The organism is Streptomyces marinisediminis (genome assembly GCF_026262575.1).
GTDB classification, from domain to species: domain Bacteria; phylum Actinomycetota; class Actinomycetes; order Streptomycetales; family Streptomycetaceae; genus Streptomyces; species Streptomyces marinisediminis.
The window spans coordinates 1-26090 of sequence record NZ_JAPKFL010000027.1 but is presented as its reverse complement, the minus strand read 5'-3'; the positions used below and the strand labels follow the sequence as shown (position 1 = coordinate 26090).

Annotated in this window: 23 protein-coding genes, 1 tRNA gene, 1 pseudogene and 1 riboswitch; of the genes and pseudogenes, 11 read left to right on the top strand and 14 right to left on the bottom strand. The window is 74.6% G+C overall.

Going from position 1 to position 26090, the window contains the following annotated elements:
* The first annotated feature begins 118 nt into the window (after window positions 1-118).
* The 6 genes from OSB71_RS19885 to glxA all read left to right on the top strand — a co-directional run bounded on the left by OSB71_RS19885 (window position 119) and on the right by glxA (window position 6825).
* Complete coding sequence (locus tag OSB71_RS19885; protein WP_265949911.1) at window positions 119-862, top strand: nucleoside/nucleotide kinase family protein; 744 nt, start codon at window positions 119-121, stop codon at window positions 860-862.
* Between the two features lie 62 nt (window positions 863-924).
* A complete protein-coding gene (locus tag OSB71_RS19880; protein ID WP_265949909.1) occupies window positions 925-1530 on the top strand; it encodes a hypothetical protein in 606 nt (201 codons plus the stop codon).
* Window positions 1531-1543: 13 nt separating this feature from the next.
* Window positions 1544-1617 (top strand) — tRNA-Lys (locus OSB71_RS19875).
* Between the two features lie 351 nt (window positions 1618-1968).
* Window positions 1969-2142 carry a hypothetical protein gene (locus OSB71_RS19870; protein ID WP_265949907.1) on the top strand — a complete coding sequence of 58 codons (174 nt, stop codon included), beginning with the start codon at window positions 1969-1971 and terminating at the stop codon, window positions 2140-2142.
* 486 nt (window positions 2143-2628) lie between these two features.
* Entirely contained in the window at window positions 2629-4746 is a 2118-nt protein-coding gene (locus OSB71_RS19865; RefSeq protein WP_265949905.1) for a glycosyltransferase family 2 protein, read from the top strand.
* A 102-nt stretch (window positions 4747-4848) separates the two neighbouring features.
* Window positions 4849-6825: a radical copper oxidase GlxA gene (gene glxA, locus OSB71_RS19860; RefSeq protein ID WP_265949904.1), complete on the top strand. Its 1977-nt coding sequence runs from the start codon at window positions 4849-4851 to the stop codon at window positions 6823-6825.
* Window positions 6826-6879: 54 nt separating this feature from the next.
* Here glxA and OSB71_RS19855 read toward each other — a convergent pair whose 3' ends face one another.
* The 5 genes from OSB71_RS19855 to OSB71_RS19835 all read right to left on the bottom strand — a co-directional run bounded on the left by OSB71_RS19855 (window position 6880) and on the right by OSB71_RS19835 (window position 11563).
* Window positions 6880-7917, bottom strand: coding sequence for a ParA family protein (locus OSB71_RS19855; protein WP_265949902.1), 1038 nt, complete (start codon window positions 7915-7917; stop codon window positions 6880-6882).
* Entirely contained in the window at window positions 7914-9110 is a 1197-nt protein-coding gene (locus OSB71_RS19850; RefSeq protein WP_265949900.1) for an RNA/DNA-binding domain-containing protein, read from the bottom strand. Before OSB71_RS19850 ends, OSB71_RS19855 begins: the two co-directional genes overlap by 4 nt.
* Before the next feature lie 78 nt (window positions 9111-9188).
* Window positions 9189-10256 (bottom strand): glycoside hydrolase family 6 protein, encoded by a 1068-nt coding sequence (locus tag OSB71_RS19845; protein WP_265949898.1) that lies wholly within the window; start codon window positions 10254-10256, stop codon window positions 9189-9191.
* Window positions 10257-10338: 82 nt separating this feature from the next.
* Window positions 10339-11004 carry a class F sortase gene (locus tag OSB71_RS19840; RefSeq protein WP_265949896.1) on the bottom strand — a complete coding sequence of 222 codons (666 nt, stop codon included), beginning with the start codon at window positions 11002-11004 and terminating at the stop codon, window positions 10339-10341.
* Window positions 11005-11008: 4 nt separating this feature from the next.
* The gene (locus OSB71_RS19835) at window positions 11009-11563 is read right to left on the bottom strand and encodes a hypothetical protein (protein WP_265949894.1); all 555 of its coding nucleotides are present in this window, start codon (window positions 11561-11563) and stop codon (window positions 11009-11011) included.
* A gap of 196 nt (window positions 11564-11759) precedes the next feature.
* On the opposite strand from OSB71_RS19835, the gene OSB71_RS19830 reads away from it, so the two are divergent.
* A complete protein-coding gene (locus OSB71_RS19830; RefSeq protein WP_265949893.1) occupies window positions 11760-12539 on the top strand; it encodes an HAD-IIA family hydrolase in 780 nt (259 codons plus the stop codon).
* A 321-nt stretch (window positions 12540-12860) separates the two neighbouring features.
* Entirely contained in the window at window positions 12861-13922 is a 1062-nt protein-coding gene (locus OSB71_RS19825) for a Gfo/Idh/MocA family oxidoreductase (RefSeq protein ID WP_265949891.1), read from the top strand.
* A 74-nt stretch (window positions 13923-13996) separates the two neighbouring features.
* On the opposite strand, the pseudogene OSB71_RS19820 reads toward OSB71_RS19825, so the two are convergent.
* From OSB71_RS19820 to OSB71_RS19810, 3 genes and pseudogenes are all read right to left on the bottom strand, one after another.
* A pseudogene (locus OSB71_RS19820) lies at window positions 13997-14413 on the bottom strand (GNAT family N-acetyltransferase); the annotation flags it as partial.
* A 151-nt stretch (window positions 14414-14564) separates the two neighbouring features.
* A complete protein-coding gene (locus OSB71_RS19815) occupies window positions 14565-15422 on the bottom strand; it encodes a fumarylacetoacetate hydrolase family protein (RefSeq protein WP_265949890.1) in 858 nt (285 codons plus the stop codon).
* A gap of 182 nt (window positions 15423-15604) precedes the next feature.
* On the bottom strand, window positions 15605-16933 hold the full coding sequence (locus OSB71_RS19810; RefSeq protein WP_265949888.1) for a DUF445 domain-containing protein: 1329 nt from the start codon (window positions 16931-16933) through the stop codon (window positions 15605-15607).
* 221 nt (window positions 16934-17154) lie between these two features.
* Between OSB71_RS19810 and OSB71_RS19805 the strand changes: the two genes are divergently transcribed.
* Window positions 17155-18507, top strand: a complete 1353-nt coding sequence (locus OSB71_RS19805; protein WP_265949887.1) for an SGNH/GDSL hydrolase family protein — start codon at window positions 17155-17157, stop codon at window positions 18505-18507.
* Window positions 18508-18540: 33 nt separating this feature from the next.
* Here OSB71_RS19805 and OSB71_RS19800 read toward each other — a convergent pair whose 3' ends face one another.
* From OSB71_RS19800 to OSB71_RS19790, 3 genes are all read right to left on the bottom strand, one after another.
* Entirely contained in the window at window positions 18541-19524 is a 984-nt protein-coding gene (locus tag OSB71_RS19800; RefSeq protein WP_323055319.1) for an ABC transporter ATP-binding protein, read from the bottom strand.
* Between the two features lie 62 nt (window positions 19525-19586).
* Window positions 19587-20354, bottom strand: a complete 768-nt coding sequence (locus tag OSB71_RS19795) for an ABC transporter permease (RefSeq protein ID WP_265949979.1) — start codon at window positions 20352-20354, stop codon at window positions 19587-19589.
* Window positions 20355-20385: 31 nt separating this feature from the next.
* Entirely contained in the window at window positions 20386-21195 is an 810-nt protein-coding gene (locus tag OSB71_RS19790; protein WP_265949883.1) for an ABC transporter permease, read from the bottom strand.
* A gap of 390 nt (window positions 21196-21585) precedes the next feature.
* Between OSB71_RS19790 and OSB71_RS19785 the strand changes: the two genes are divergently transcribed.
* Window positions 21586-24015, top strand: a complete 2430-nt coding sequence (locus OSB71_RS19785) for a transglycosylase domain-containing protein (RefSeq protein WP_265949882.1) — start codon at window positions 21586-21588, stop codon at window positions 24013-24015.
* A gap of 60 nt (window positions 24016-24075) precedes the next feature.
* On the opposite strand, the gene OSB71_RS19780 is transcribed toward OSB71_RS19785, so the two are convergent.
* The 3 genes from OSB71_RS19780 to OSB71_RS19770 all read right to left on the bottom strand — a co-directional run bounded on the left by OSB71_RS19780 (window position 24076) and on the right by OSB71_RS19770 (window position 25463).
* On the bottom strand, window positions 24076-24396 hold the full coding sequence (locus OSB71_RS19780; protein ID WP_265949880.1) for a DMT family transporter: 321 nt from the start codon (window positions 24394-24396) through the stop codon (window positions 24076-24078).
* Between the two features lie 34 nt (window positions 24397-24430).
* A riboswitch (guanidine-III (ykkC-III) riboswitch) is annotated at window positions 24431-24499 on the bottom strand.
* A 113-nt stretch (window positions 24500-24612) separates the two neighbouring features.
* On the bottom strand, window positions 24613-24912 hold the full coding sequence (locus OSB71_RS19775; RefSeq protein WP_265949977.1) for a GroES family chaperonin: 300 nt from the start codon (window positions 24910-24912) through the stop codon (window positions 24613-24615).
* Window positions 24913-25145: 233 nt separating this feature from the next.
* Window positions 25146-25463 (bottom strand): DUF3618 domain-containing protein, encoded by a 318-nt coding sequence (locus OSB71_RS19770; RefSeq protein ID WP_265949878.1) that lies wholly within the window; start codon window positions 25461-25463, stop codon window positions 25146-25148.
* 160 nt (window positions 25464-25623) lie between these two features.
* On the opposite strand from OSB71_RS19770, the gene bcp reads away from it, so the two are divergent.
* Window positions 25624-26090: thioredoxin-dependent thiol peroxidase (bcp, locus tag OSB71_RS19765; RefSeq protein WP_265949877.1), on the top strand; the 467-nt coding region annotated here is incomplete at its 3' end.

Sequence of the window (26090 nt, the reverse complement as noted above, 5' to 3'; positions counted from 1 at the left end):
GCGGCTACCCAAGTCGCGTGAAGATATGCCCATCTTTTCGAGCCGGTGATCTCTCCGTTGCGCGCTTGCGCCCACACGGCCGTACCGCACCGCGCGTTCGGACGGGCACAGTGGCGTCATGCGGAATGAGACGACACCCACGCACCCCGCCGACCGCGAGCCGCGGCCGGGCCCGGAGCCGGGCCCCGGCCCGGACTCGGAGCTGGTCGCGGCGGCCTGGCGGGTGGCGGCCGCCGCCGGGAGCCGCCGAGCGGTGCTGGGACTGGCCGGACCGCCCGGCGCCGGCAAGTCCACCCTGGCGGCGGCGCTGGTCAGCGCGGTGAACCAGCGCTACGGGGCGGGGGCGGTCGGGTACGTGCCGCTGGACGGCTTCCACCTGTCCAACGCCCAGCTCGACCGGTTGGGGCTCGCCTCGCGCAAGGGCTCGCCCCCCACGTTCGACGTCGCCGGCTACGCGGCGCTGCTGGCCCGGCTGCGGGAAGCGGAACCCCGCGAGGACGGGGACGAGGGCCCGGCGGAGGTCTACTGTCCGGATTTCGACCGTGACCTGAACGAGCCCATCGCGGCGCGGCACGTCATCGGCCCGCGGGTGCGGCTGGTGATCACCGAGGGCAACTACCTGGCGTGCGAGCTGCCGGGCTGGGCGGCGGTCCGCGAGCACCTGGACGCGCTGTGGTACGTGGACGCCCCGGCGCCGCTGCGCCGCGAGCGGTTGCTGGCGCGGCAGCGGGCGGGTGGCCGCGGCGCGGCGGCGGCGCGGGAGTGGGTCGCGACGAACGACGAGCCGAACGCGGAGGTGGTCGCGGCCTCCCGGGCGGCGCCGTGGGTCAGCCGGGTGGTGTGGCCGGTGCACCCGGGTTGAGCCGGTCCGGGGCCGCGTGCCGGGCCGCGGGGGGCGGGGCGCATCGTGTGATGATCCGCCGCATGCGGACGACGGGTGTGGACGTGGACGGAGCCGCCCGCGCGGCGGGGCTGCTCCTGGCCTACCGGCACGGCAACCAGCACGCCTTCGACGCGGGGCTGGCGGCGCTCGCCTGCGACGACGCCGCCCGCGACCTGGTGGCGGCCCTGTGCTGGGTGGCGTCCGAAGCGGTCGACGAAGCGGTCGACGAAGCGGTCGACGGGACGGACGCGGACGGGCGGCGGAGCGGACTGCGGGGCGCCGGGCGGGGTGGACAGCCGGGTCCGCGACCGGGTGAGGAACGGGGTGGCGGGCGCGCCGGCGAGGGCGGCGACGGGCTGCTGCGGCGGCTGGCCGCCGAGGCGCCGTACGGCGAGCGGTGGGTGGCGACCGACGAGGAGGCCGCGCCCCGGGTCGCGGAGCTGATCGAGGCCGTCCAGCGGAACGACACCACGGCCGTGCGGGAGCTGGTGACCGCCACCGCGGACACCACCTACGTGCTCGGCCGGCTCGTGCAGGCGGTGGCGCTGCTGCTGCCGGCCGTACCGCGGCCCTACCTGCGGCGGGTGCTGGCCGCGCTGCGCGAGCCGGGGTACGCGTGGTCATCGGCACCCGACGGGATCGGGTAAAGTGGGAGCGCAGGCGCCGCTAGCTCAGTTGGTTAGAGCAGCTGACTCTTAATCAGCGGGTCCGGGGTTCGAGTCCCTGGCGGCGCACACCGTCGAAGGCCCCCGTGTCCACGGGGGCCTTCGTGCTGCCCCCCCCCCCCGCACGCGGCGCCGCACCCGGCCGGTCAGGGACGCACCGGAGCGCCGTCCGGCATGTGAGACGCGGCGCGGCACGCCGAGCCACCGGTGCGCAGGGGCGCACGCGGGGCGCGTCGGGGGCGCCGGACGAGGCACGCAGGTCACGCCGAGCCGGAGCGTCGCCCGGGCCGCGGACGGCGCCGCCCGGCCCACCGGCACCGCGTGCCACATACACGGATCCGCCGCGTGCCAGGTCGCGACGGCCGCGCCCCTCGCGCACACTGAGTCGTGCTGTCGCGCGTCCCACCAGAACCGAGGGAGATGACCGACGTGACGCTGATCGAGGTCCCCACGAGCGCCGCCGAACGCGATCCGGCGCACGAGCGGCTCGCGGGGAACGAGGTGCCGGCCACCACACCGGTGATGCTGACGCTGCTCGCCGGGGAGGACGAGGAGCACGGCACCGAGCCCCACATCTGGCGCGGCATCGACTGACCCACCCCGCCCCGGCCCCGGCCACGCGGCCCAGGCGGCCACCGCCGAACCGCCCGGCCCGCCCCGGGCCGCCGCGCCACCCGGGGCCGTCCGAGCCGCCTGCCCGACGCCCTGGCCCCGCGTGCGCCGCCGTCCACCGTTGCCGCCACCCTGACTCGGGGCGCGCCGCCACCCGCTCCGCGTCCGCCGCCGCCCCGGCACGGGGCGCGGGGTCCGGCGTATGGGGTCCGGCGTACGGCGCAGGCGCACGGTGCGGGTCGCGGGGCAGGACGGGCCGTGTCGGCTGGGCGTCACTCTGATCACGTTCGTCCCGGCATACCCGCGCATACGGCGCCAACCAGGTCAAGCCTCCCTTGCGATCACTCAAGTGGTAAGAAAAGCTGACCATTGGTCACCGGCCCGGGAACCGCCAAGCCGCCGTGCGTGTCTCCCCCAGCGGCCAGAAACACACGGCACGCAGGACGCTGCGTGCGGGGGGATGGACAGATGACGCAAGCAGGCGAATCCCAGCCGCCCGCAGGCACCCGCGTCGACGCCGACGACGACCCGTCGCGCACGACGCAGCTCCGCATCGTGCGCCCCCGCTCCGGCAGCGGGAGCCGCGCGCGGTCGGGCGGCACACAGCGCTGGCCGCGCAAGCCGCCGCCGCGCTACGACTACGAGCACTACAGCCGCCTGGCCGGACCGCTGACCCAGCCCCCGCAGGGCGAGCCCTACCGGGTGCGCTACCGCAGCCTGCTGGCGAGCGAGCCGCACCGGATACGCGCGGGGCTGCTGCTCGCCGCGGCGCCCCTGCTCTCCCTCGGCCTGTTCGCGTGGCTGATGCAGCCCCAGCACTGGACCCAGCGCGACGAGGGCTCCGTCTCCGACCTCGTGCTGAAGCTCGACGTGGTCATGCTCGTGGCGATCGGGCTGATCGAGCTGTTCCGCACGCTGAACGTGCTGTCCAACTCGCACGCCACACTCGTCGCCCGGGACCCGGTGCCCGTCGTGCCGGAGGCCGGGACCCGCGTGGCGTTCCTGACCTCCTTCGTACCGGGCAAGGAACCCCTGTCCATGGTCACCAAGACGCTGGAGGCGGCCGTCCGCGTCCGGCACCGCGGCACGATGCACGTCTGGCTGCTCGACGAGGGCGACGACCCGGAGGTCAAGGCCGTCTGCGCCCGCCTGGGCGTGCACCACTTCAGCCGCAAGGGCGTGGCGAGGTGGAACACCGCCAAGGGCGCGTTCCGGGCCAAGACCAAGCACGGCAACTACAACGCCTGGCTGGACGCCCACGGCGACGACTACGACTTCTTCGCCGGCGTGGACACCGACCACGTGCCGCTGCCGAACTACCTGGAGCGGATGCTCGGCTACTTCCGCGACCCGGACGTGGGCTTCGTCATCGGCCCGCAGGTCTACGGCAACTACGACAACTTCGTCACCAAGGCCGCCGAGAGCCAGCAGTTCCTCTTCCACGCCCTCATCCAGCGCGCCGGCAACCGCTACGGCGCGCCCATGTTCGTCGGCACCAGCAACGCGGTGCGGATCAGCGCGCTCAAGGAGATCGGCGGGCTGTACGACTCGATCACCGAGGACATGGCCACCGGCTTCGAGATGCACCGGCACCGCAACCCGGCGACGGGGAAGAAGTGGCGCTCGGTCTACACCCCGGACGTGCTCGCGGTGGGCGAGGGGCCGAACGCCTGGACCGACTTCTTCACCCAGCAGCTCCGCTGGTCGCGCGGCACCTACGAGACGATCCTCAGCCAGTACTGGAAGGGCTTCGGGTCCCTGCCCGCGGGCAAGCTCTTCAACTACACGATGATGATCATCTTCTACCCGATGTCCGCGCTGAACTGGATCCTGGCCGCGCTGAGCTGCGCGCTGTTCCTCGGGCTCGGCGCCTCGGGCGTGCAGATCGACCCCGTGGTGTGGATGATGCTCTACGGCAACGCCTCCGCGCTCCAGGTCGGCCTGTACGTCTGGAACCGGCGGCACAACGTCTCGCCGCACGAGCCGGAGGGCTCCGGCGGACTGGCGGGCATGCTGATGTCCGCGCTCTCCGCGCCGATCTACGCCCGCTCGCTGCTGGACGCCGTGCTGCGCCGCAAGTCCAAGTTCGTCGTCACGCCCAAGGGCGACTCGGCCAGCCCCGACACGCTGCTGGGGACCTTCCGCATCCACCTGTTCTTCATCGCCGTCTTCGGCGGCTCGCTCGTCGGCTCCCTCTTCCTCGGGCACGACCACCCGGCGATGCTCACCTGGGCGGGGCTCGCCCTGCTCATCACCGCGGCGCCGATCATCGGCTGGCGGGTGATGGTGCGGGCGGAACTGCGCCGGCGCAGGGAGCTGCGGGCGGCCCGGCGGACGGCCGCGGACCCGAGCGCGCCCGACCGCGTGGAGGGGGACGCCCCGGCGCCGCCGCGGGAGCGCGAACCCGCCGCCCCGGCCGGCGGCGCGTCCCCCTCCGCGCGGTCGGGCCCGGCGGGCGGACGGCTGCCGAGCGTCCCCGCCGGCGTCGTCCCGGAGCCGCGGTCGGCCGCGGAGGCCGAGGACACCCTGCAGATCAGCCTCAGCGCGCTGCACCGGCAAGGCCGACGGTCGCAGACGCACCACTAGTCCCAGGGCCCCGGCCCGACCCCGCGCGGCCGCACCGCGCGCCCCGCGCACCCCGCACGTCCCGCGCCCGCCCAGCGCACGTCCCGCCAGGAGTGGTAACCCGTGAGATACCGTCCGAGCCGTCGCACGAAGCGCATCGCGATCACCACCGCGGTCCTGGTCGCCATCGGTGGTGTGAACGCCCCCTGGCTCGTCCGCTTCGGCACGGAGCGGTACCACGAGTACACGATCAACCAGGCGTCCTACAAAGCGGACATGGGCCACTGGCAGGTGCTCGACGTTCCCGAGGAGTACCGCATCAACACCATCCACGCGGCGCTGCTGCACACCGGGAAGGTGCTGCTGGTCGCAGGCAGCGGCAACGACGCCGCGCAGTTCGACGCCAAGACGTTCCGCACCGTGCTGTGGGACCCCGAGGCGAACACCTTCAAGAACATCCCCACCCCGGCCGACCTGTTCTGCGCCGGGCACAGCCAGCTCCCGAACGGCAACCTGCTGGTCGCGGGCGGCACCCAGCGCTACGAGACGCTGGAGGGCGACGTCGAGAAGGCCGGCGGTCTGATGATCGTCAGCAACGAGAACCCCGACAAGCCGATGACCCTGCCCGCGGGCACCGAGTTCGAGGGCAACCGCAGCGGCAAGGTGTTCCTCAGCCAGCAGTCGCTGCTCGTCCCCCGGGCGACGAAGGAGACCGACCCGGACACCGGCGAGGTCACCGTCACCGCCAGCCAGAAGCGCGTGTACGTGGAGGCCGAGCACAAGGGGCGCAAGCACGCGACGGGCGACACCGAGCAGTACACGATCCCGCACCTCGGCGGCGAGGACCGGCGCAACGTGTACGGCATGGCCAACAAGCTCTCCTTCGACAAGAAGGACTTCCAGGGTATCCGGGACGCCTACGAGTTCGACCCGGTGGCCGAGCGGTACGTCACCGTCGACCCGATGGAGGACGCCCGCTGGTACCCCACGCTCACCACGCTGGAGGACGGCCGCGTCATCTCCGTCTCCGGCCTGGACGACATAGGCGAGGTCTCCAAGAAGGTCGAGGTCTACGACCCGGAGGACCAGGACTGGACGACGCTGCCCTACGAGCGCTACTTCCCCACCTACCCCGGCATGTTCCTCGCCCGGGGCGGCGAGCTGTTCTACACCGGCACCAGCTCCGGCTACGGCCCCGCCGACGAGGGCCGCACACCGGGCCTGTGGGACTGGCGCACCGACGGCTTCGAGCCGATCCCGGGCATCAGCGACCCGGACGCGCTGGAGACGTCGATGGCCGTGCTGCTGCCGCCCGCGCAGGACCAGAAGTACATGGTGCTCGGTGGCGGCGGCATCGGCGAGAGCACCACGGTGACCGACAAGACCCGCATCGTCGACCTCTCCGAAGACCTGCCCCGGTTCGAGGACGGGCCCGACCTGTACGCGCCGGTCCGCTACCCCAGCAGCGTCATCCTGCCCGACGACACCGTGCTCACCACCAACGGCTCCGGCGGGTACCGCGGCTACAGCGACAGCAACGTGCTCAAGGCCGAGCTGTACGACGCCCGGACCAACACCTCGCGCACCGTGGCCGACCCGCTGGTGGGCCGCAACTACCACTCCGGCGCGCTGCTGCTGCCGGACGGCCGGGTGATGACGTTCGGCTCCGACTCGCTGTTCGCCGACGAGGCCAACACCAAGCCCGGCGAGTTCGAGCAGCAGATCGACCTCTACACGCCTCCCTACCTCTTCGCCGGCGAACGGCCCGAGCTGGTGGACGACGGCGCCGAGACCCAGGTCGTCGAGCTGGGCGGCACGGCGGAGTTCCGCACGGAGGACGCCGCGCGCGTCGACCGCGCCCGGCTGCTGCGGCCCGGCTCCTTCACCCACGTCACGAACGTCGAACAGCGCTCGATCGCGCTGGAGTTCGAGACGACCGAGGACGGCGTCCGCGTCACCGTGCCGGACGACCCAACGCTGGTGCCGCCCGGCTACTACATGGTGAACGTCGTCGACGACCAGGGCGTCCCCTCGGAGTCCGTCTGGCTCCACGTCCCCGAAGGCGCCACCCCCGCCCCCATCCCCACCACCACCGACTGACACCCCGCCCCGGGAGCGGAACCCACCACCCGCCCCCGGGCCGCCGTCCGACCGCTAGTCGGAGGGCTTGCCGATCTCGGCCAGCACGGTGCGGGCCAGCCCCTGGAACTCCTTGAAGCACGTCTTCACGTACTGCTGGGTGCTGCCCAGCGCGCCGTCCGCGGGCCGGAGGTCGAACATCGGCTTACGGGCGTCGTGGGCCAGCGGCATCAGGCTGCGGTAGTTCCTCAGCGTGGCGATCCGGTGCCGATCGTCGGGATGGGCGGGCGGCGCTTCGTTGAGAACGGCGGCGGCGTAGACCCAGGGGATGCGCTCAAGCCACCGCTGGTACGCCTTGACCGGCCGGTCGAGCCGCATCTCCGGCTGCATGATGACGTAGCCGAGCGGTCGCATCTCGGCGCGCGGGGCGGGAATGCCGTGCGGCACCCGCGGCAGCACCAGGGTCTGCCAGTCGCCGCGCCACGTGCGCAGCGTCGGCCCGAGGTTGCTGAGGCCCTTGAGGGAGAACAGGTCCGCCGCCAGGGGCATGAGCACGCTGTCGGCGGAGATCAACGCGGCCCGGTTGATCGCGCCGAGATTAGGGCCGACGTCGATCAGCACGACGTCGGCCGCCACGTCCTGCCGGGCCCGCTCGATGATGCGGTGGAAGGACGTGGAGGTGCGGATGGCCGCGACGTCGCCCGCGTAGGCGCGGGACCACTCGTTGGAGAGCTTGTCCTCGAACCGGCTGAGGTCCAGGCTCCCCGGCAGCAACCACAGTCCGGGCTCCAGCAGCGCCGGTCGTACGGCCGCGATGTCCCCGGTGCCTTCGAGGATGGGACGCACGGCGTCGGCGATCGTCTGACCGCTCTTGACGCGCCCCGTGCCGGGCGGGCCCGGGGGCACGGCCCCCTGGTCGATGAGTTCGGAGGGGTTCTCCCACAGCTCCTCGATCTCGGTCTCCTCCAGGCACATCGACGTGAGGTTGGCCTGGGGGTCGAGGTCGACGGCCAGCACGCTCAGACCCAGCCGTCTGATCATGTGCGCCAGGTGGTAGGTGAGCGTGGTCTTGCCGACGCCTCCCTTGTTGTTGAACAGCGCGATGGAGGTCATGCGGCCCTCCTGATCACGACGGCCCACGAAGCGTCGTCCACCTGGAATTCGGCCGCTGGGTTCCCGTTCGACTCCAGTGCCTTGCGCACCCGCCCGACTCCGCGACCGAACCGGTTGACGTAACCGAGGCCCTTCATCGCGGCGGCGAGGGAGGGGTTGCGGTAGTCGGTCACGCGGTCGAAGTTGTCCTCCCGCACCTGTCCGAACGGGCCGCCGGGGTTCGTGACCTCGATACGGTCCTCGAACCAGGCGATGCGGGTGGGGGCGTAGGAGGTCTCGTAGTTGCGGTGCATCAGAGCGTTCATGCAGATCTCCCTGAGGGCCTCCAGCGGATAGTCCGGCTGCGGCGTCTCCCGGAAGCCGTCCTCGATGAGCCGGGTGCGCAGGTTGCTGCGCAGCAGCGGCTCCAACCGACCGGCCAGCCCGACGAGGTTCTGGCGCAGTTCCTGCTCGTCCGCGATCGGAGCGTCCAGGTCGGTACCCTGGTACCGGACGAACTGCACGTAGGCGCCGGGGATGCGGCTACCCGGATCGAGCCCGACGGTCAGCAGGCCGAGGGCCGTGGGGTTCCCGTCCGGGGTCACCAGGTGCAGGGACGAGAGCTGGAGCTCGATGGGCCTGCCGTTCTCCTCGATGACCTCGGGAGCGACCATGGACGGCAGGTAGGACTGCCGGAAGACGTCGAGGTCCAGATCGCTCGGACTGGTCAGAGCGAGCGGCCGGGCGTCGAACGGAGCGTCCATCGCACGCCGGCGCTCGGCCAGGACGCGCTCGTCCTCCCGGTTGGCCCTCCGCGTCGTGGGGCCTGGGCGCACCCAGACGCACCCTTCGAACCGCACCGGTGGAGTGGCACTGGCCCGCACCTGAATACGGATGACCGGACTCCCCCGGTACACGGCCGGCTCGACGGTGAAGGAGGGGCGGTCCAGAATGCGGCCGTCGTCCCGAAGGTCGGTCAGCGCGAGGAGCGCACGGTCGCCGGTGTCGACTCCCGCCACCGGTCGCCCCGCGTCGTCCACCCCGATCAGGATGTCGCCACCGCCCCGTCCACACAGATCGTTGGCCATGGCACAGACCGCTTTACCGATGGCGTCCCCCCGCCTGCCTTCCCGCTTCGCTGTGCTCTTGAACTCGAGCACAGGTGTCTCCTGCGTGCCCAGGAGGTCGGCCAGATCCGCTGCGTTCTCGTTCACAGCGTCATTCTGCCGTGTCGGCACCGCCCGCAGCCGTCCACGCCGGCCCCGCCGGGTCGGCGTCGTGGCGGGGTGGGGTCAGGGGTGGGTGGCGTTGCGGGCGAGTTCGAGGGCGTAGGAGTGGTGCCACTCGCCGGCCGGGGGGCCGCCCTTGCAGGTGCCGTCGGACTCGCCGGGCCGCTTGACCCACAAGAAGGCGTCCACCAGCTCCTCACCCGTGCGCGTCGTCGGCTCGGTGCCCAGGGCGCGGCCGGGCGGGTTGCACCACGCCTCCTCGTCGCCCCCGCCCTCCGCTGGGCCGTTGCCGTTGCGGCTGGTGTCGATGACGAAGTGCTTGCCGCCGACCATCGAGGACAGCCGGGTGCCGTACTCGACGTTCGCCTCCGTGGTCTGGTAGTTGGAGACGTTGAGCGAGAAACCGTCGGCCTGGGCGATCCCGGCCCGCTGGAGCGGCTCGACCATGCCGCCGGGGTCCTGGACCCACTGGGGGTTGCCGGCGTCGAGGTAGACCCGGGTGCCGGGCAGGGCGCTGAGGGACTCGACGGCCTCGCGCAGCAGCGTGTACTGCTCCTCGTGGAACTCGCCGGGCACGCAGCCGGGCACCAGGAGGTGGGCCAGCGCGTCCGGTTCCAGCACGACCCACGCCGCCCGGTCGCCGATGCCGCTGACCACGCGCGCGATCCAGTCGCGGTAGGCGTCGGCGGTCGGGGCGCCGCCCTCGCTGTACTGGCCGCAGTCGCGGTGCGGGATGTTGTAGAGCACGAGGAGCGGCGGACGGTCGGCCGCCTGGGCCGCCTCGGTGATGCGGCGGGCCTCGGTCTCGGGGTCCTCGGTGCCGAGCCACTGGCCCGCCGGCTGTTCGGCGATGGCCGCGACCAGCTCGGCCTCCTGCGCGTCGCCGGACTCCTCGGCCGTGGCGAGCGCCTGCTGGGCGCGGCTGTCCGGGTTCACCCAGAACGGGGCCTCGGAGGAGCCGTCGGGGCGCTCGGAGGCCTGCGCGGGCCGCGGGGACGCGTCGTCGGGCGATGAGCAGGCCGCGAGCAGGACGGTCGCGGCCAGCGCGGTCCCGGCCACGGCGCGACGGCGGCGGCGCGCGGCGGCGCGGCGCGCGGGCTGGCGGCGGTGGCCGGCGTCTGTGCCGTACATCCACTCCCCTTTGGAGACGGTCCGAACCGGTCGGGCTCATCGTGGCACATCGACCGGGCACCCGCAGCCGCGGTGCGCCCGACTACGCCTCACCGGTGCCGGAGAGATAGGCGGAGACGACGACGTTGGCGGTGTAGCTGTCCGCCTCCTCGTCGTAGCTTCCCCCGCAGGTGATCAGACGCAGCTCCGCCCGCCCGGCGTGCCGCTGCCCGTACACCCGGTCGGCGTCGAAGGAGTCGCGTTCCACCACCTCGACGTCCTCCACGGTGAACGCGGCGAGCGAGCCGTCCGCCCGGGTGACGGCCACCTCGGCCCCGGGCCGGAGCGTGCTCAGCTCGTAGAAGACGGCCCGCTCGGTCTCGGTGTCGACGTGGCCGACGAGCACCGCCGTGCCCTCCTCGCCGGGCGACGCGCCGCCGGTGTACCAGCCGACGGTCTCGGCGCGGCTCATCGGCGGCGGGTCCACCGCGCCGTCCGCGTCCAGGCCCCGGCCCACCACGTCGGCGTCCACCCCGATCTCCGCGATGGCCAGGTGGCGCGGGGGCCCGGCGTCGGCCAGCGGTGCGCGGGCGGGCGGCAGGGGGCGCCCGTCGCCGGCCCGCTCGGCGGTGGCCGCCCCGCGCGCGGGCTGCGGGAGGGCGCCGTCGGTGAGGTCCTTGCCCCACAGCCACAGGGCCAGCAGCAGCACCGTCCAGGCGGTGGCGGTCACCAGCCGCCCGGTGCCCGGTGCCGAGCCCTCGCCGGACACGGCGTCAGCCGTCGGCGCCGCGCCGCGCCACCGCCCGCCGCAGCAGGGCCGCGCCCGCCAGGCCCACGACGGCGCCGGTCACCCCGAGGGCGAGCGGGGTGGAGCCGCCGTCGGCGTCGCCCGCCGTGCCGCCGCCGCCCGCCTTCACCGGCGCGTGCGGCCGGTGGTGGTGGTCGTGGTGGGTGGGGGTCGGCGCGGGGCGCTTGGCCTCGACGCGGAAGGTCCCCTCGGCGATGCCGGTCTTGAGGTTGCCGGTCTTGTCGTAGCAGTCCACGGTGACGCGGTGGGAGCCCGGTTCGGCGGTGGTGCGGACGGCGGCGTCGCCGCTGAGCGTGGCGTCTGCGGCGGCGTGCAGGGCGACGGTGGCGACGAACGCCGACGAGCGGGCCAGCGCCTTGTCCCCGTCGCAGGCGTCGACGCGGACGTTGACCTTGCCGCCGGGGTGGACCGTGGCGGGGCTGATGACGACCGACCCGGTCCCGGCGGCGGCCGGGAGGGCGACGGCGCACAGCGCGGTCGCGGCGAGGGCCAGCGCGGCGCCGGTGCGGGCGGGACTCATGCGGAACCTCCGGTTGGGTGCGGTTCGACGATCCCCCGGCCCGGGCCGGGGGCGCACGCGGTGCGCGGCCGAAAGGGTGCTGCCGGTGCGCGGCCGCAAGGCTGCGTCCGGTGTGCGAGACGGCGCGGTCCCGGGCGACGCGGCGGCGCGGGCTGCGCATACGCTGGGGGCCCGTACGCGAGGTGGGAGTTCCGCAGTGGCAGAGCGCAAGCCGATCGAGTCCTGGCTGACGGACATGGACGGTGTCCTCATCCACGAGGGTGTGCCCATTCCGGGCGCCGACGCCTTCATCAAGCGGCTGACGGAGTCCGGCAGGCCGTTCCTGGTGCTGACGAACAACTCGATGCAGACGCCGCGCGACCTGCACGCCCGCCTGTCCCGCCTGGGGCTGGAGGTGCCGGTGGAGAACATCTGGACCTCGGCGCTGGCCACGGCCAAGTTCCTGGACGACCAGCGGCCCGGCGGCACCGCGTACGTCATCGGCGAGGCGGGGCTGACCACCGCCCTGCACGACATCGGCTACATCCTCACCGACACCCACCCCGACTACGTGGTGCTCGGCGAGACGCGCACCTACAGCTTCGAGGCGCTGACGAAGGCGATTCGTCTGATCAACAACGGGGCGCGCTTCATCGCCACCAACCCGGACGAGACCGGGCCGTCCACCGACGGCCCGCTGCCCGCGACCGGTTCCGTGGCGGCGCTGATCACCAAGGCCACGGGCCGCGAGCCCTACTTCGTGGGCAAGCCCAACCCGCTGATGATGCGGGCCGGGCTGAACAAGATCGGCGCCCACTCCGAGACCAGCGCGATGGTCGGCGACCGGATGGACACCGACGTGCTCGCCGGTCTGGAGGCGGGCATGGAGACGTTCCTGGTGCTGACGGGGCTGACGCGCACGGAGGAGGTCGAGCGCTACCCCTACCGGCCGTCCACCGTGGCCGACTCCATCGCCGACCTCGTCGAGCGCGTCTGACGCCGCCTCGGCGCGGCGCCCGCACCGACCGCCCGGCCGCGCGCGGTGGCCGCACCGGCCGCCGTGGCGGGACCGGCCGCCCGCACCGGGTGCCCGGTCCCGCGCCAGTCCGCGCCGGGGCGGCCGCGTCCGCCGTCCGCGCCGGGCGCCCGGCCGTGTTCGGGCACCCCGGCGCGGACCGGCGCGGGACTGTCGTGCGGGAGGCCGGGCGGGCGGCCGGGCGGGCGGGGGTTGCCGCCGGGCCGGGCGGGGCGGTTGGTCGTCGCCCCGGCACCCTGGCAGCATGACCGGGTACATCCGAACGTCAGGTCATCGGAGGTCATGGTGGAGACACGCGCGCTGCGGGTCGGGCTGATCGGGTACGGACTCGCCGGGTCGGTCTTCCACGCCCCGCTGATCGCCGCGACGCCCGGGCTCGCGCTGGAGCTGGTCGTCACCTCCAGCGGCGAGCGGGCCCGGCAGGCGGTCGAGGAGCACCCCGGGGTGCGGATCGCGGGGGACGCCGACACGCTCTTCGCGCGTCCCGACGAGCTCGACCTCGTCGTCGTCGCCTCGCCCAACCGCACCCACGTGGAGCTGGCCGAGCGGGCGCTGCGCGCCGGGCTGCCGGTGGTGGTGGACAAGCCGCTGGCCGCGACCGCCGCCGAGGCCGAGCACCTGGCCGCGCTGGCCGAGGAGCGCGGGCTGCTGCTGTCGGTGTTCCAGAACCGGCGCTGGGACAACGACTTCCTCACCCTGCGCCGCCTGCTTGAGCGCGGCGAGCTGGGCCGCGTCCACCGGTTCGAGTCGCGCTTCGAGCGCTGGCGGCCCAAGCCCAAGGGCGGCTGGCGCGAGTCGGGCGACCCGCGGGACCTCGGTGGCCTGCTCTACGACCTGGGCAGCCACGTGGTGGACCAGGCGGTCGCCCTGTTCGGCCCGGCGGCGCACGTGTACGCCGAGTCCGACGTGCGGCGGCCCGGCGCCGAGGCGGACGACGACACCTTCATCGCGCTCACCCACGCCGACGGCGTCCGCTCCCACCTGTGGGTCAGCGCGACGGCCGCGCAACCCGGCCCGCGCTTCCGGGTGCTGGGCAGCACGGCGGCGTACGTCAAGTACGGGCTGGACCCGCAGGAGAACGCGCTGCGCGCGGGCGAGCGCCCAAGCCTGGCCGACTGGGGCGTGGAGCCGCGGTCGGCCTGGGGCACGCTGGGCGAGGAGCAGGACGCGCGCCCGGTGCCGACGGTGGACGGCGACTACCCCGCGTACTACGCGGCCGTCGCCACCGCGGTCCGCGCTGGCGAGGCGCCGCCGGTCACCGCGCGGGACGCCGTCGAGGCGCTGCGCGTCCTGGAGGCGGCCCGCCACTCGGCGCGCACGGGCGAGACCGTCCACCTGCGCTGAGCGCCGACCGGGACGGGGCGGGCGGAGGCGAACTCCCGCGCCGCCCCGCCCGCGCGCACCGGCTGCTCCTCGCCGGTGCGCCGGAAGCCGCCCCGCTCGTACAGCCGCCCGGCCCGCGGGTCGGCCACCACCACCCACCGGCACACCTGCGCGGCGCCGTCTGCGGCGGCCGGCGTCAGGGCCCGGCGCACCAGCGCGTCCGCGACGCCGCTGCCGCGGGCCCCGGGCCGCACCCACGGCGACACCGGCTCCGCCCGGCCGTCCGCCTCCGGTGGCCGTACGCCGACGAGCCCGCACGGCCGCCCGTCCCGCTCGGCGACGCGGGTGGTGCGCGCGGCCGGCCGACCGGGCCAGGCGTCCTCGGTGAACGCCCGCTCGCGGGCGGGCGTGGAGCCGAACGCGTACGGCGCCTTTGCGAGCGCCGCGAGCCGCACGTCCCGGTGGCACCGCCACTGCGCGGACTCCGGCACCCGCACGCTGATCTCGGTCATCCCCGGGCCGTGCCACCCGCCCGCCCCGCGCCCGCAACGCCGTATCGGGGCGGGGCGGGCGACCCCGCACGGCGTTGGCCCGCGCACGGCGTTGGCCCGCGCACGGCCCCGCGCCGTCGGCGCCGCGGGTACGGCCCCGGGCGGGCCCGCCTCAGGCCGCTTCCAGCGTCGAGCGCTGGCGGCCGAGGCCGTCGACCTCCAGCTCGACGACGTCCCCGGGGCGCAGGAAGGGCTTGGGGAGGGGCCGGCCGTTGGCGACGCCCGCCGGGGTGCCGGTGTTGATGACGTCGCCGGGGCGCAGCACCATGAACTGGCTGAGGTAGCGGACGACTTCGGTGACGGGGAAGATCTGGTCGGCCGTGCTGCCGTGCTGCTTGAGCTCGCCGTTGACCCACAGGCGCAGGCCGAGCGCCTGCGGGTCGGGGACCTCGTCGGCGGTGACGAGCCAGGGGCCGAGCGGGTTGAACGTCTCGCAGTTCTTGCCCTTGTCCCACTGGCCGCCGCGCTCCAGCATGAACTCCCGCTCGGAGACGTCGTGGGTGATGGCGTACCCCGCGATGGCGGCGGCGGCCTCCTCGGCGCTCGCCAGGTAGCGGGCGGTGCGGCCGATGACGACGGCGAGTTCGACCTCCCAGTCCGTCCGGGCGCTGCCGCGCGGGATGAGCACGGCGTCGTGCGGGCCGACGACCGTGTCCGGGGCCTTCATGAAGACCAGGGGCTCCTCCGGGATGGGCTGGCCGGTCTCCTCGGCGTGGTCGCGGTAGTTGAGGCCGATGCAGACGATCTTGCCGATGGCGCCCACCGGCGGGCCCAGGCGCAGCCCGGTGGGGTCCAGGACCGGCAGCCCGCCGTCGTCCAGGGCCGCCCGGACGCGGGCCAGCGCGGCGGCGTCGGCGAGCAGGGCCCCGTCGACGTCGGCCACGATCCCGGACAGGTCGCGCAGCGCCCCCGAGGGGTCCAGGGCCGCCGGACGTTCCGCCCCCGCGGGCCCGACACGCAACAGCTTCACAGTCACACTCCAGGAAAGTGAGGGTCGCGATGGGGACGGCCACCGGTCGAGGAATCGGATGATCCTCCAAGGCCTCCCCCGAGGAAGCAACCGTTATCCACGTACTGGACCGTAACTTTCGCTTCGTGGGCTGATCGCCTACCCGCCCGCCCCTCCGGGCCGCCGGGCGCGGCGGCGGACCGTCACCCGCCGAGCAGCCGGGTGAACGCGTGGATGGCCAGCCCGGCCAGCGCGCCGACGACGGTGCCGTTGATGCGGATGAACTGGAGGTCGCGCCCGATGTTGGCCTCGATCTTGCGGGCGGTCTGGTCCGCGTCCCAGCCGGCCACCGTCTCGCTGATCAGCGAGGTGATCTCGGTCCGGTAGGTGGTCACGACGTAGGTGGCCGCGCCCTCGATCCAGTCGTCCACCTTGTGCTGGAGCCGCCCGTCGGCCGCCAGCCGCCGCCCCAGCGACAGCAGCGAGGCGCGCACCCGCAGCCGCAACTGGCTGTGCTCGTCCTCCGCCGCCGCGACGATCATCGCGCGCACCGAGGACCACGCCGAGGCGATCAGCTCCTGCACCTCGTCCCGCGCCAGCACCTCCGACTTCAGCCGCTCCACCCGCGCCCGGGTCTGCTCGTCGGCCTGGAGGTCCCGCGCGAAGTCGGTCAGGAAGCGGTCCACCGCGCCGCGCGCCGGGTGGTCGGGCATGTCGCGGATCTCGGCCGCGAAGCGCACCAGCTCCCGGTAGACGCGGTCCCCGATCCGCTGGTCCACGAAGCGCGGCGTCCACCCCGGGGCGCCCCCGGCCACCGCGTCCAGCACCGAGGAGCGGTGTTCGACCAGCCAGTCGTGCGCCCGCGCGGCCACCAGGTCCAGCGCCCGCCGGTGCCCGTGGTCGACTACGACGCGCTCCAGCATCCGGCCCAGCCCCGGCGCGATCTCCTGCGCGTCCGCCCGCCGGTTGATCGCCTCACCGATCACCGCCTGCACGTCCGCGTCGCGCAGCACCTCCAGCGCACCGCGCACCGCGGCGGCCAGCTCGGCCGTCACCCGGTCGGCGTGCGCGGGCTCGGCCAGCCAGGCGCCCAGCCGGCTGCCGATGCCCACCGCGCGCAGCCGGTCGCGCACCACGTCGGCGGAGAGGAAGTTCTCGCCCACGAAGTCGCCGAGGTTCTGCCCGAGCTGGTCCTTCTTGGTGCGGATGATCGCCGTGTGCGGGATGGGCAGCCCCATCGGGCGGGTGAACAGCGCGGTCACGGCGAACCAGTCCGCCAGCGCGCCCACCATCCCCGCCTCCGCCGCCGCCGCGACGTACCCGGCCCACGCCCCGGCGCCCGCGTGCTCCGCCCACGTGGCCAGCGCGTACACCAGCGCGGCCAGGGCCAGCGCCCCCGTCGCGATGGCCTTCATCTGCCGCACGCCGCGCTGCTTCTCGACGTCGGCCGCCGTGAACGCCGCCAGGTTCCGGCCTGCGCCCGTCCCGCGCGGCGGTGCCTGCCGCCCCGCCCCCTGCTGTGTGCCTGCCATCCACTTCACCCGTTCAGCCGTCGGGTCGGTCGTGTGCCCCGCCGTTCCGGGGGCGGGACGCGCCCGGGCCCGCCCGCGTCCCGCCCCGCCGGAGCACCACCGCCCTGCCGCGCCCGGTCGGGCCCCACCGCCCCGGCGGGCGGTGGGGCGCCCATGGGATCATGGCAGGTGCACCGCGACCGTCCGGAGGAACGCCCCCGCATGACCACCAGCAGCCGCCGATGAGAGCGCGCGAGCAGCGCCGGGGCTACGCCCCGCTGGCCGGGCTCCTGGCCCTCGTCATCGCCGTCTCCGGCGCGCTGTACGCCGGCTTCGGCGGCCTCCTGGGCGGGCTGGGCACCGACACCGCGGCACGCCCCGGCGTGCGGGGCAGCGCGGCGCCGGTCTCCTCCGGACAGTGGATCGGCACCTGGGCCGCCGCGCCCGCCTCCGCCGAGTCCGCCGACGACGACCCGGCGGGGCGTGCCGCCGACGGCCACCCGGACACCTCGATACGCAACGTCGTCCGCTCCACCGTGGGCGGCAGCGCGGCCCGCGTCCGGCTCACCAACGTCTTCGGCACCCAGCCGCTGACCGTCACGCACGCCTCCCTCGCGCTCGCCGCCGCGCCCAGCGCACCGGCCGCCGCCCCCGGGACCCTGCGCCGGCTGACGTTCGGCACCCACCGCTCGGTCACCATCCCCCCGGGGCGGCACGTCACCAGCGACCCGGTGCGGCTGCGGGTCCCGGCCGCCGCCGACCTGCTGGTCACCCTCTACTCCCCCACGCCCTCCGGCCCGGCCACCCACCACCCCTTCGCCCGCCAGACGAGCTACCTCGCACCCGGCGACCACGCCGACGACGTCACCGGCACCCCCTACACCGAGACCACGCCCTACTGGCGCCACGTCACCGGCGTCGACGTCTGGAGCACCGAGGCCACCGGCGCCGTCGTCGCGCTCGGCGACTCGCTCACCGACGGCATATCCTCCTCCGTCGGCGCCAACCGCCGCTGGACGGACTTCCTCGCGGCCCGGCTGCGCACGGAGTCCGGCGCGCCGCACTACAGCGTGCTCAACGCCGGGATCAGCGGCAACCGGGTGCTGCGGGACGCCCCCGCGGACCGGCCGACCAACGGGCCCAGCGCCCTGAGCCGGCTGGAGCGCGACGTGCTCTCGCGCTCCGGGGTGCGCACCCTGGTCATCCAGCTCGGCCTGAACGACCTGGGCAAGCGCCCGCGGCAGACGGACGCCGGGAAGCTGGTCGCGGGCCTGGAGGAGCTGGCCCGCCGGGCCCAGGCGCGCGGCGTGCGCGTCGTCGGCACGACGATCACCCCCTTCGCCGGGCACCCGGCGCACACCCCGCGCCTGGAGGACGTGCGGCAGCGGGCCAACGCGGCGATCCGCGCGAGCGAGGTCTTCGACGCCGTCGCCGACTTCGACGCGGCCCTGCGCGACCCCGCCCGGCCGCACCGCCTCCTGCCCGTGTACGACTCCGGGGACCACATCCACCCCAACGACAACGGCTACCGCGCGATGGCCCGCGCCGTCGACCTCCCCTCCCTGACCGCCCCCACCCCGGCCACGGACCTCTAACCCCCGACCCGCGCCCCGCCCCCGTCCGGCCGGCTACCGGGGCGCCGCCGTGGGCGCGGGGACGCCGCCGGAGGCGTACACGCGGGCGATGACCTCCTCGATGTCCGGCTCGCGCACCGACAGGTCCGCCAGCGGGTACCGCGCCGCCAGCGCCGCGACGACCGGCGCCGCGCTCGCCCCGGCCGGGAGCGCCAGCCACTGGCGCGGCCCCTCCGAGCGCACGAAGCGGGCTCCGGGCACCTCGACCGGCGGGGCCTCCCGCGCCAGGTCGACCACGAGCGTCCGCTCGCCGCCGCCCGCCGCGCGCAGCCCGGCCAGGCCGCCGTCGTAGACCAGCCGCCCGCGGTCGATGACCACCACCCGGTCGCACAACTGCTCGACGTCGGTGAGGTCGTGCGTGGTGAGCAGCACCGTCGTGCCCCGCTCCGCGTTCACGTCCCGCAGGAAGCCGCGCACCTTGGCCTTGCTGACGACGTCGAGCCCGATCGTCGGCTCGTCCAGGTAGAGCACCTCCGGGTCGTGCAGCAGGGCCGCCGCGATGTCGCCCCGCATCCGCTGGCCGAGGGAGAGCTGGCGCACGGGCACGTCCAGCAGGGCGCCGAGGTCGAGCAGGTCAACGCAGCGCTCCAGGTTCACCCGGTAGCGGGCCGGCTCGATCCGGTACAGGCGGCGCATCAGCGCGTAGGAGTCGCGCAGCGGCAGGTCCCACCACAGCGTGGTCCGCTGCCCGAAGACGACGCCCATGCGCCGGGCCAGGCGGGTGCGGTCGGTGGCCGGGTCGATGCCCGCGACGCGCAGGCGCCCGCCACTGGGCGTCAGGATGCCGGTGAGCATCTTGACGGTGGTGGACTTCCCCGCCCCGTTGGGGCCGATGTAGCCGACCATCTCACCGCGCGCGACGGTGCAACTGATGCCGTCCACCGCCCGCACCTCCCGCCGCTCACGGCGCAGCCGGCCGGCCCTGCGGCGCACGGTGAACACCTTCTCCAGACGGTCCAGCTCGATGAAGTCCGGCACGCTTCCTCCTCCCACTCGCGATGTCCCCCGCTCCCCGCCCCCCCCGACGCCCCCGGCGCGCCTCAGCTCCCGGTGCTGCGGTAGCCGCGCAGACCCGCGCGCCAGGCGAGCCCGGCCCCGGCGCAGCAGACCAGGGCGACGGCCGGAGAGGCGAAGTCCACCCAGCCGGGCAGGCCCAGCGGGTCGTCGCGGCCGAGCACGCGCAGCGCGGGCACCCAGTTCACGAACGCCAGCGGGACGACGAACGTCACCCCGCGCACCAGTTCCGCGCCGAACACCGTGGGCGGGTACTGCAGCAGCGTGTTGCCGCCGTAGGTGAAGGAGTTCTGCACCTCCGCGGCGTCCTGCGCCCAGAACTGGAACGCCGCGCCGCCCGCGTAGAGCGCGCCGTAGATGGCGGTGCCGCTCAGCACCATCATCGGCACCATCAGCCACTGCCCGGCGCTCCAGGACGCGGCGTCGAGCTGCACCAGCGACCAGCCGAGCACCAGCAGCGCCTGGCTGACGCGGCCCAGGCGGCGCAGCGCGAAGCGGTCGGCGGCGACCTGGAGGAAGACCGGCACGGGGCGGACGAGCAGGACGTCCAGCGTGCCGTCCCGCACCCGCTGCCCCACCCCGTTCATGGACCCCAGCAGCAGGTCCGCCAGGCCGAACGCGGCGCTGGTGGTGCCGTAGAGGAAGGCCACCTCCGCCATGGCGAAGCCGCCGAGCGCGTCCACGTGGCCGAACATGATCATGATCGCGACGAAGTCGAGCGCGGTCACGGCGAAGTTGGCCACGACCGTCATCGCGAACGACGCCCGGTAGGCCAGCGTCGAGCGCACCCACATGCCGGTGATCAGCGCGTACGCCCGCAGCCCGTCAACCACCCTGGACCACCACCTTGCGCACCGCCAGCCGCTGCACCGCGCGGCCCAGCGCCAGCAGGGCCAGCGCCCAGCCGGCCTGGAACGCCAGCGCCGCCAAAGTGTCGCCGCCCCGGTGCACGCCGAGCAGCACGTCGGCCGGAACCTGGAGCATCGCCGCCCAGGGGAGCCAGCGCACCACCTCGCCGAAGACACCGGGGAAGAGCGTCAGCGGCAGCAGCATGCCGGAGAAGAAGACCCCCAGCAGCCCGCTGAGCGCGCGCACGCCCACCCCGTCCAGCAGCCAGAACGCGCTGAGCGCGACGAGGTAGCGGATGGCGAACCCGACGACGACGCCGAGGGCGACCGAGACCAGGAACAGCAGCCAGGGCAGCGGCAGCGCGGGCAGCGCGAGCGGAAAGCCGAGCGCGCCCACGGCCAGCGGCACGATCCCGCGGCCGAGCAGGTGGAACGCCGCGCGCCCGAGGTCGGCGGACAGCCACCACACCTGGAGGTCGGCCGGCCGGTGGAGGTCGATGCCGACGTCGCCGCTGCGGACGCGGCCGTGCAACTCCTCCTCGACGCCGCCGCCCATCAGCGCCACGGTGGCCAGCAGTGCCTGCCCGATCCACACGAAGGTCAGCGCCTGCTCGGGGGTGTAGCCGCCGAGCTGCGGGCGCTCGTGCCACAGGGCGACGAAGGTGTAGGCGAGGATGAAGCCGAAGACGGTGTTGGTGAAGACGCCCGCCAGCGTGGCCACCCGGTAGGTGGCGTAGCGCCGGAAGCTGTGGCCCGCCACCGTGAGCGAGAGCCGGACGGCGTGCATGCGCGGCGACTCCTGCTCGCGTCGGGGAGGGTGGGGCGGGAAGAAGGGAGCGTAGCGGCGGGTGACGCCGCTGGGCCACCGGATTGTTTGCGCTGGCGTGGCCCGCCCCCGTTGCCCGGTGCCCGGGGCGGCGCGGTGTTCCATGAGCGCATGGGGTTTATGAGACGTTTTTCGGCATGGCGTCACCTTTGGACGAGTCACTCGAAAGGTGAGACGCGCGGAGAGGCACCGGCCCGGCGGAGCGAGGCCCGACCGACCGGGGGCCCCCCGGACGCGCAGAGCGCGGCGGCCCGCGCACCGGCCGACGGCCCCGGGGCGCCCGGCGGCGCCGCGCGCACGGACGGCGCGCCGGGTGCCGACGGGCCGGGCGCCGACGGGCCGACGGGCGGCGTGCCGACCACCGGGGTGTCCGCCACCGGGGCGGCCGGTGCCGACCGGCCGGGTGGGGCCGCCGCGGGGCGGGACGCCGCGGCACCGGACGGGGACGAGCACCCCGCGGCCGACGCGGGGCGGCGGCGCGGCGGCCGCACCGGCTGGCGCCGCCTGGCACCGGCCGCCCGCGTCCTCGTGGGCGCCTTTCTCGTCTCCGTGCTGCTCGTCTCCGGCGCCCTCGTCGTGGGCTACCTGCTCGTCCCCATCCCCGAGCCCAACCAGGCCGCGACCGCCCAGAGCAACGTCTACCTCTACTCCGACGGCTCCCTGCTGGCCAAGGACGGCGACGTCAACCGGGAGAACGTGACGCTGGCCGAGGTGCCGGAGGCCACCCAGCACGCGATGCTCGCCGCCGAGGACCGCGACTTCTACCACGAGTCCGGCGTGGACCCGACGGCCATGGTCCGGGCGGGCTGGAACATGCTGCGCGGCGAGGGCAAGCAGTCCGGCTCCACCATCACCCAGCAGTACGTCAAGAACTACTACCTCTCCCAGGAGCGGACCATCACCCGCAAACTGGAGGAGTTCGTCATCGCCATGAAGCTGGACCGCGAGGTCGGCAAGAAGGAGATCCTCGCCGGGTACCTCAACACCAGCTACTTCGGCCGCAACTCCTACGGCATCCAGGCCGCCGCCCGCGCCTACTACGACAAGAGGGCGGCCGACCTGACCACCGCGGAGGGCGCCTACCTGGCCGCCCTGGTCAACAGCCCCAGCAGCTACGACGTGGTGGCCAACCCCGAGCACCGCGACCGGGCCGTCGCCCGCTGGCGGTACGTGCTCGACGGCATGGTGTCCGAGGGCTGGCTCGACGAGGCCGAGCGCGCGCGCATGGAGTTCCCCGAGCCGCGCCGGGTGCAGCCGCCCATGGCCCTCTCCGGCCAGCGCGGCTACCTGCTCGGCGCGGTCCGCGACCACCTGACCTCGCGCGGCATCGTCAGCGAGGAGCGGCTGGCCACCGGCGGCTTCCGCATCACCACCACCCTGGACCGGGAGAAGCAGGAGGCGTTCGTCGCCGCCGTCGAGGAGCAGCTCTACAGCCGGCTCAGCGAGGAGCGCGAGGTCGACAGCTACGTGCGGGCCGGGGGCACCTCCATCGAGCCGGAGACCGGTGACGTCGTGGCCATGTACGGCGGCGTCGGCTACACCCAGCAGTACGCCAACAACGCCACGCGCACCGACTACCAGGCGGCCTCCACCTTCAAGCCGTTCGTGTACGCGGCGGCCATCGCGAACGGGGCCACCACGCAGGACGGCGAGCCCATCGGCCCGAGCACCCTCTACGACGGCACCAGCGAACGCGAGGTCGTCAACGACGGGCAGGCCGTCGGCTACAACCCGCAGAACGAGGGCGACCACTCCTTCGGCGAGATCCCCGTCAGCGAGGCCATGGACAAGTCCGTCAACGCCGTCTTCGCCCAACTCGGCGTCGACGTCGGACCGGAGCGGGTCGAGGAGACGCTCGTCAAGGCCGGCATCCCCGCCCGGACCCCGGCCCTCCAGGACGCGGGCGCCTCCCTGGCGCTGGGCACCGCGACGCCCAGCACGCTCCATCTCGCCCAGGCCTACGCCACCCTCGCCAACCACGGCGAGCGCGTCGACCACCGGCTGGTCTCCCGGGTGACCCGCGGCAGCGAGGAGGTCAGACTCCCCCCGACCCGGCGCGAGCAGGCCATCCCGGCGGTCGCGGCGGACGCGGCGACGGCGCTGCTGCGCGGCGTCGTCGAGGGCGGCACCGGTACGGCGGCCCAGACCGCGGGACGCCCGGCGGCGGGCAAGACCGGCACCGCGGAGAAGGACCGCGCCGCCTGGTTCGCCGGGTACACGCCGGACCTGGCCACCGTCGTCGCCGTCATGGGCCAGGACCCGCAGACCGGCGCGCAGAAGGCGCTCTACGGGGCGGCGGGCCTGGAGAAGATCAGCGGAAGCGGCTTCCCCGCGCGCATCTGGGGCCAGTACACCGGCGCCGCGCTCGCCGGTGAGCCGGTGCGCGACTTCGACCTGTCGCCCGAGGTGCCCAAGCCCTCGCCCCTCCCGAGCGGCGGCGCGTCCGGCGCGCCGGGCGAGGAGGGCGACGGGGGCGAGGAGGGCGACGAAGGCGGCCGGGAGGGCGGCGAGCCCGCCCCCCGGCCCACCGAAGTGGGCGGCGCCCCGTCGGGCGCGGGCCCGGATGCCGGCTCCGGCTCCGGCTCCGGCTCCGGCTCCGGCTCCGGCTCCGGCTCCGGCTCCGGCTCCGGCTCCGGCTCCGGCTCCGGCTCCGGCTCCGGCTCCGGCTCCGGCTCCGATGGCAACGCGCCCGCGCCGCCGGACGATGCGGGCCCGGTCCCGGGCGGTGACGGCGCCGATCCCGCGCCCCCGCCCGCCCAGGCGCCCACGCCCCCGGCGTGACCCCGGCGGCCGGCCCGCCCCGCGCCCGCGAACCGGCGCGGGGCGGGCCGACCCCCTGCGTCAGTGGCCGGACGTCGCCTTCAGGCCGACCACGGCCACCAGGAGCAGCGAGATGAAGAAGATGCGGGCGGCGGTCACCGGCTCGTTCAGCACGGCCATGCCCACGACGGCCGCGCCCGCGGCGCCGATGCCGACCCACACCCCGTAGGCGGTGCCGATCGGCAGCGTCCTCGCCGCCTGCGCGAGCAGGAACATGCTGGCCAGGAAGCCGGCGGCGGTGAACACGCTCGGCCACAGCCGGGTGAAGCCCTCGGTGTAGGGAAGCCCGACCGCCCAGCCGACCTCCAACAGACCGGCGATCACCAGAACGACCCATGCCATGACGGCACCTCCGTGAACAGTTCGCTGATCGAAGGGTGCGTCGTCTTTGCCTTGGGCCCGGTACGGCGCGTCTCGTCGGGCGTCCCGGCCATTCTGGCAAACCCCGCAAAGAGGGGCAAGGCGTACGAGACCGGCACCGGGTCCGCCGAGGGCGTCCGGGATTGGTCCGGGCCCCGGGGCACGTGGCGGCCGGGGCCGCACAGGCCGGCTACGTCGTCACAGGTACAGCCCGGTCGAGTCCGAGCCCTCCAGCCGCTCGGCCGCCACCGCGTGCAGGTCGCGCTCGCGCATCAGCACGTAGGCCACCCCGCGCACCTCGACCTCGGCCCGCTCCTCCGGGTCGTACAGCACCCGGTCGCCCGGCTCGACCGTCCGCACGCTCTGTCCGACGGCGACGACCTCCGCCCACGCCAGCCGCCGTCCCACAGCGGCCGTGGCCGGGATGACGATGCCACCGGAGGAGCGGCGCTCGCCCTCCGGGATGTCGGTGCGGACGAGCACCCGGTCGTGCAGCATCCGGATGGGCAGCTTGTCGTCGGTATGCGAACTCACGGGCAGACCGTATCTCAGCCCCCGCCCCCCGCAGGCCACGGCCCCGCACCGCGGACCACCCGGCGCGGGGCGCGCGGGGAGGGGGCACGGCGGGCGGCGCCCGGACGACGGCGCCCACGACGCGCGCACGAAGGCCCGCGCGGGCCACCGGCGCGGGTCAGCGGCGTCTGATCAGTGGCCCGGGCCACCGGCGCGGGTCAGCGGCGACGGCGCGCGGAGGCCACCCACAGGCCGGTCACCGCGACGGCGACCAGCGCCACCGGCACGACGCGCTCCATGCGCGGCGCGCCGTCCTCCGACACGAACCGCGACCGGGTCGAGGTCAGCGCGCGGTTCACCGCCACGTAGGCGCGGCCCGCCGTGCGGTCCACCGCGTCGGCGGCCTTCGCCTTGACGTCGTCGGCGATGGTCTTCGGGTGCACCCGCATCGCGAGCTCGTCCAGGGTCGCGGCGAGCTGCTCCCGTCGGCGGGTGATGTCCGCCTCGATCTGCGCGGGGGTCCTGGCTTCGGGCACCGCAACTCCTCCGTCGTACTCGTTGGTCACCTTGTCCTGGCGGACAGTCTGTCAGCAAGACCGCCCCGATGCCCCACCACACCCCCGTCGACGCGCGGCTACGCTCGGGGCAGCGGCACACCGCCGCGGCACCGTCCCCCAGCACCCCGAGGAGCACCCGATGAGCGAGCGCCTGCGGCCCGGCGACACCGCCCCCGCCTTCACCCTGCCCGACGCCGACGGCAATCAGGTCTCCCTCGCCGACTACGCCGGCCGGAAGGTCATCGTCTACTTCTACCCCGCCGCTCTTACCCCGGGCTGCACCAAGCAGGCCTGCGACTTCACCGACAACCTCCAGGTGCTCGCCGACGCCGGGTACGAGGTCGTCGGCGTCTCCCCGGACAAGCCGGAGAAGCTGGCGAAGTTCCGCGAGCAGGAGGACCTGAAGGTCACCCTCGTCGGCGACCCCGCCAAGGAGACGCTCGCCGCCTACGGCGCGTTCGGCGAGAAGCAGATGTACGGGCGCACGGTGACCGGCGTCATCCGCTCCACGATCGTCGTCGACGAGGAGGGCCGCGTCGAGCGCGCCCTCTACAACGTCCGCGCCACCGGCCACGTCGCCAAGCTCCTCAAGGACCTCGCCGTCCC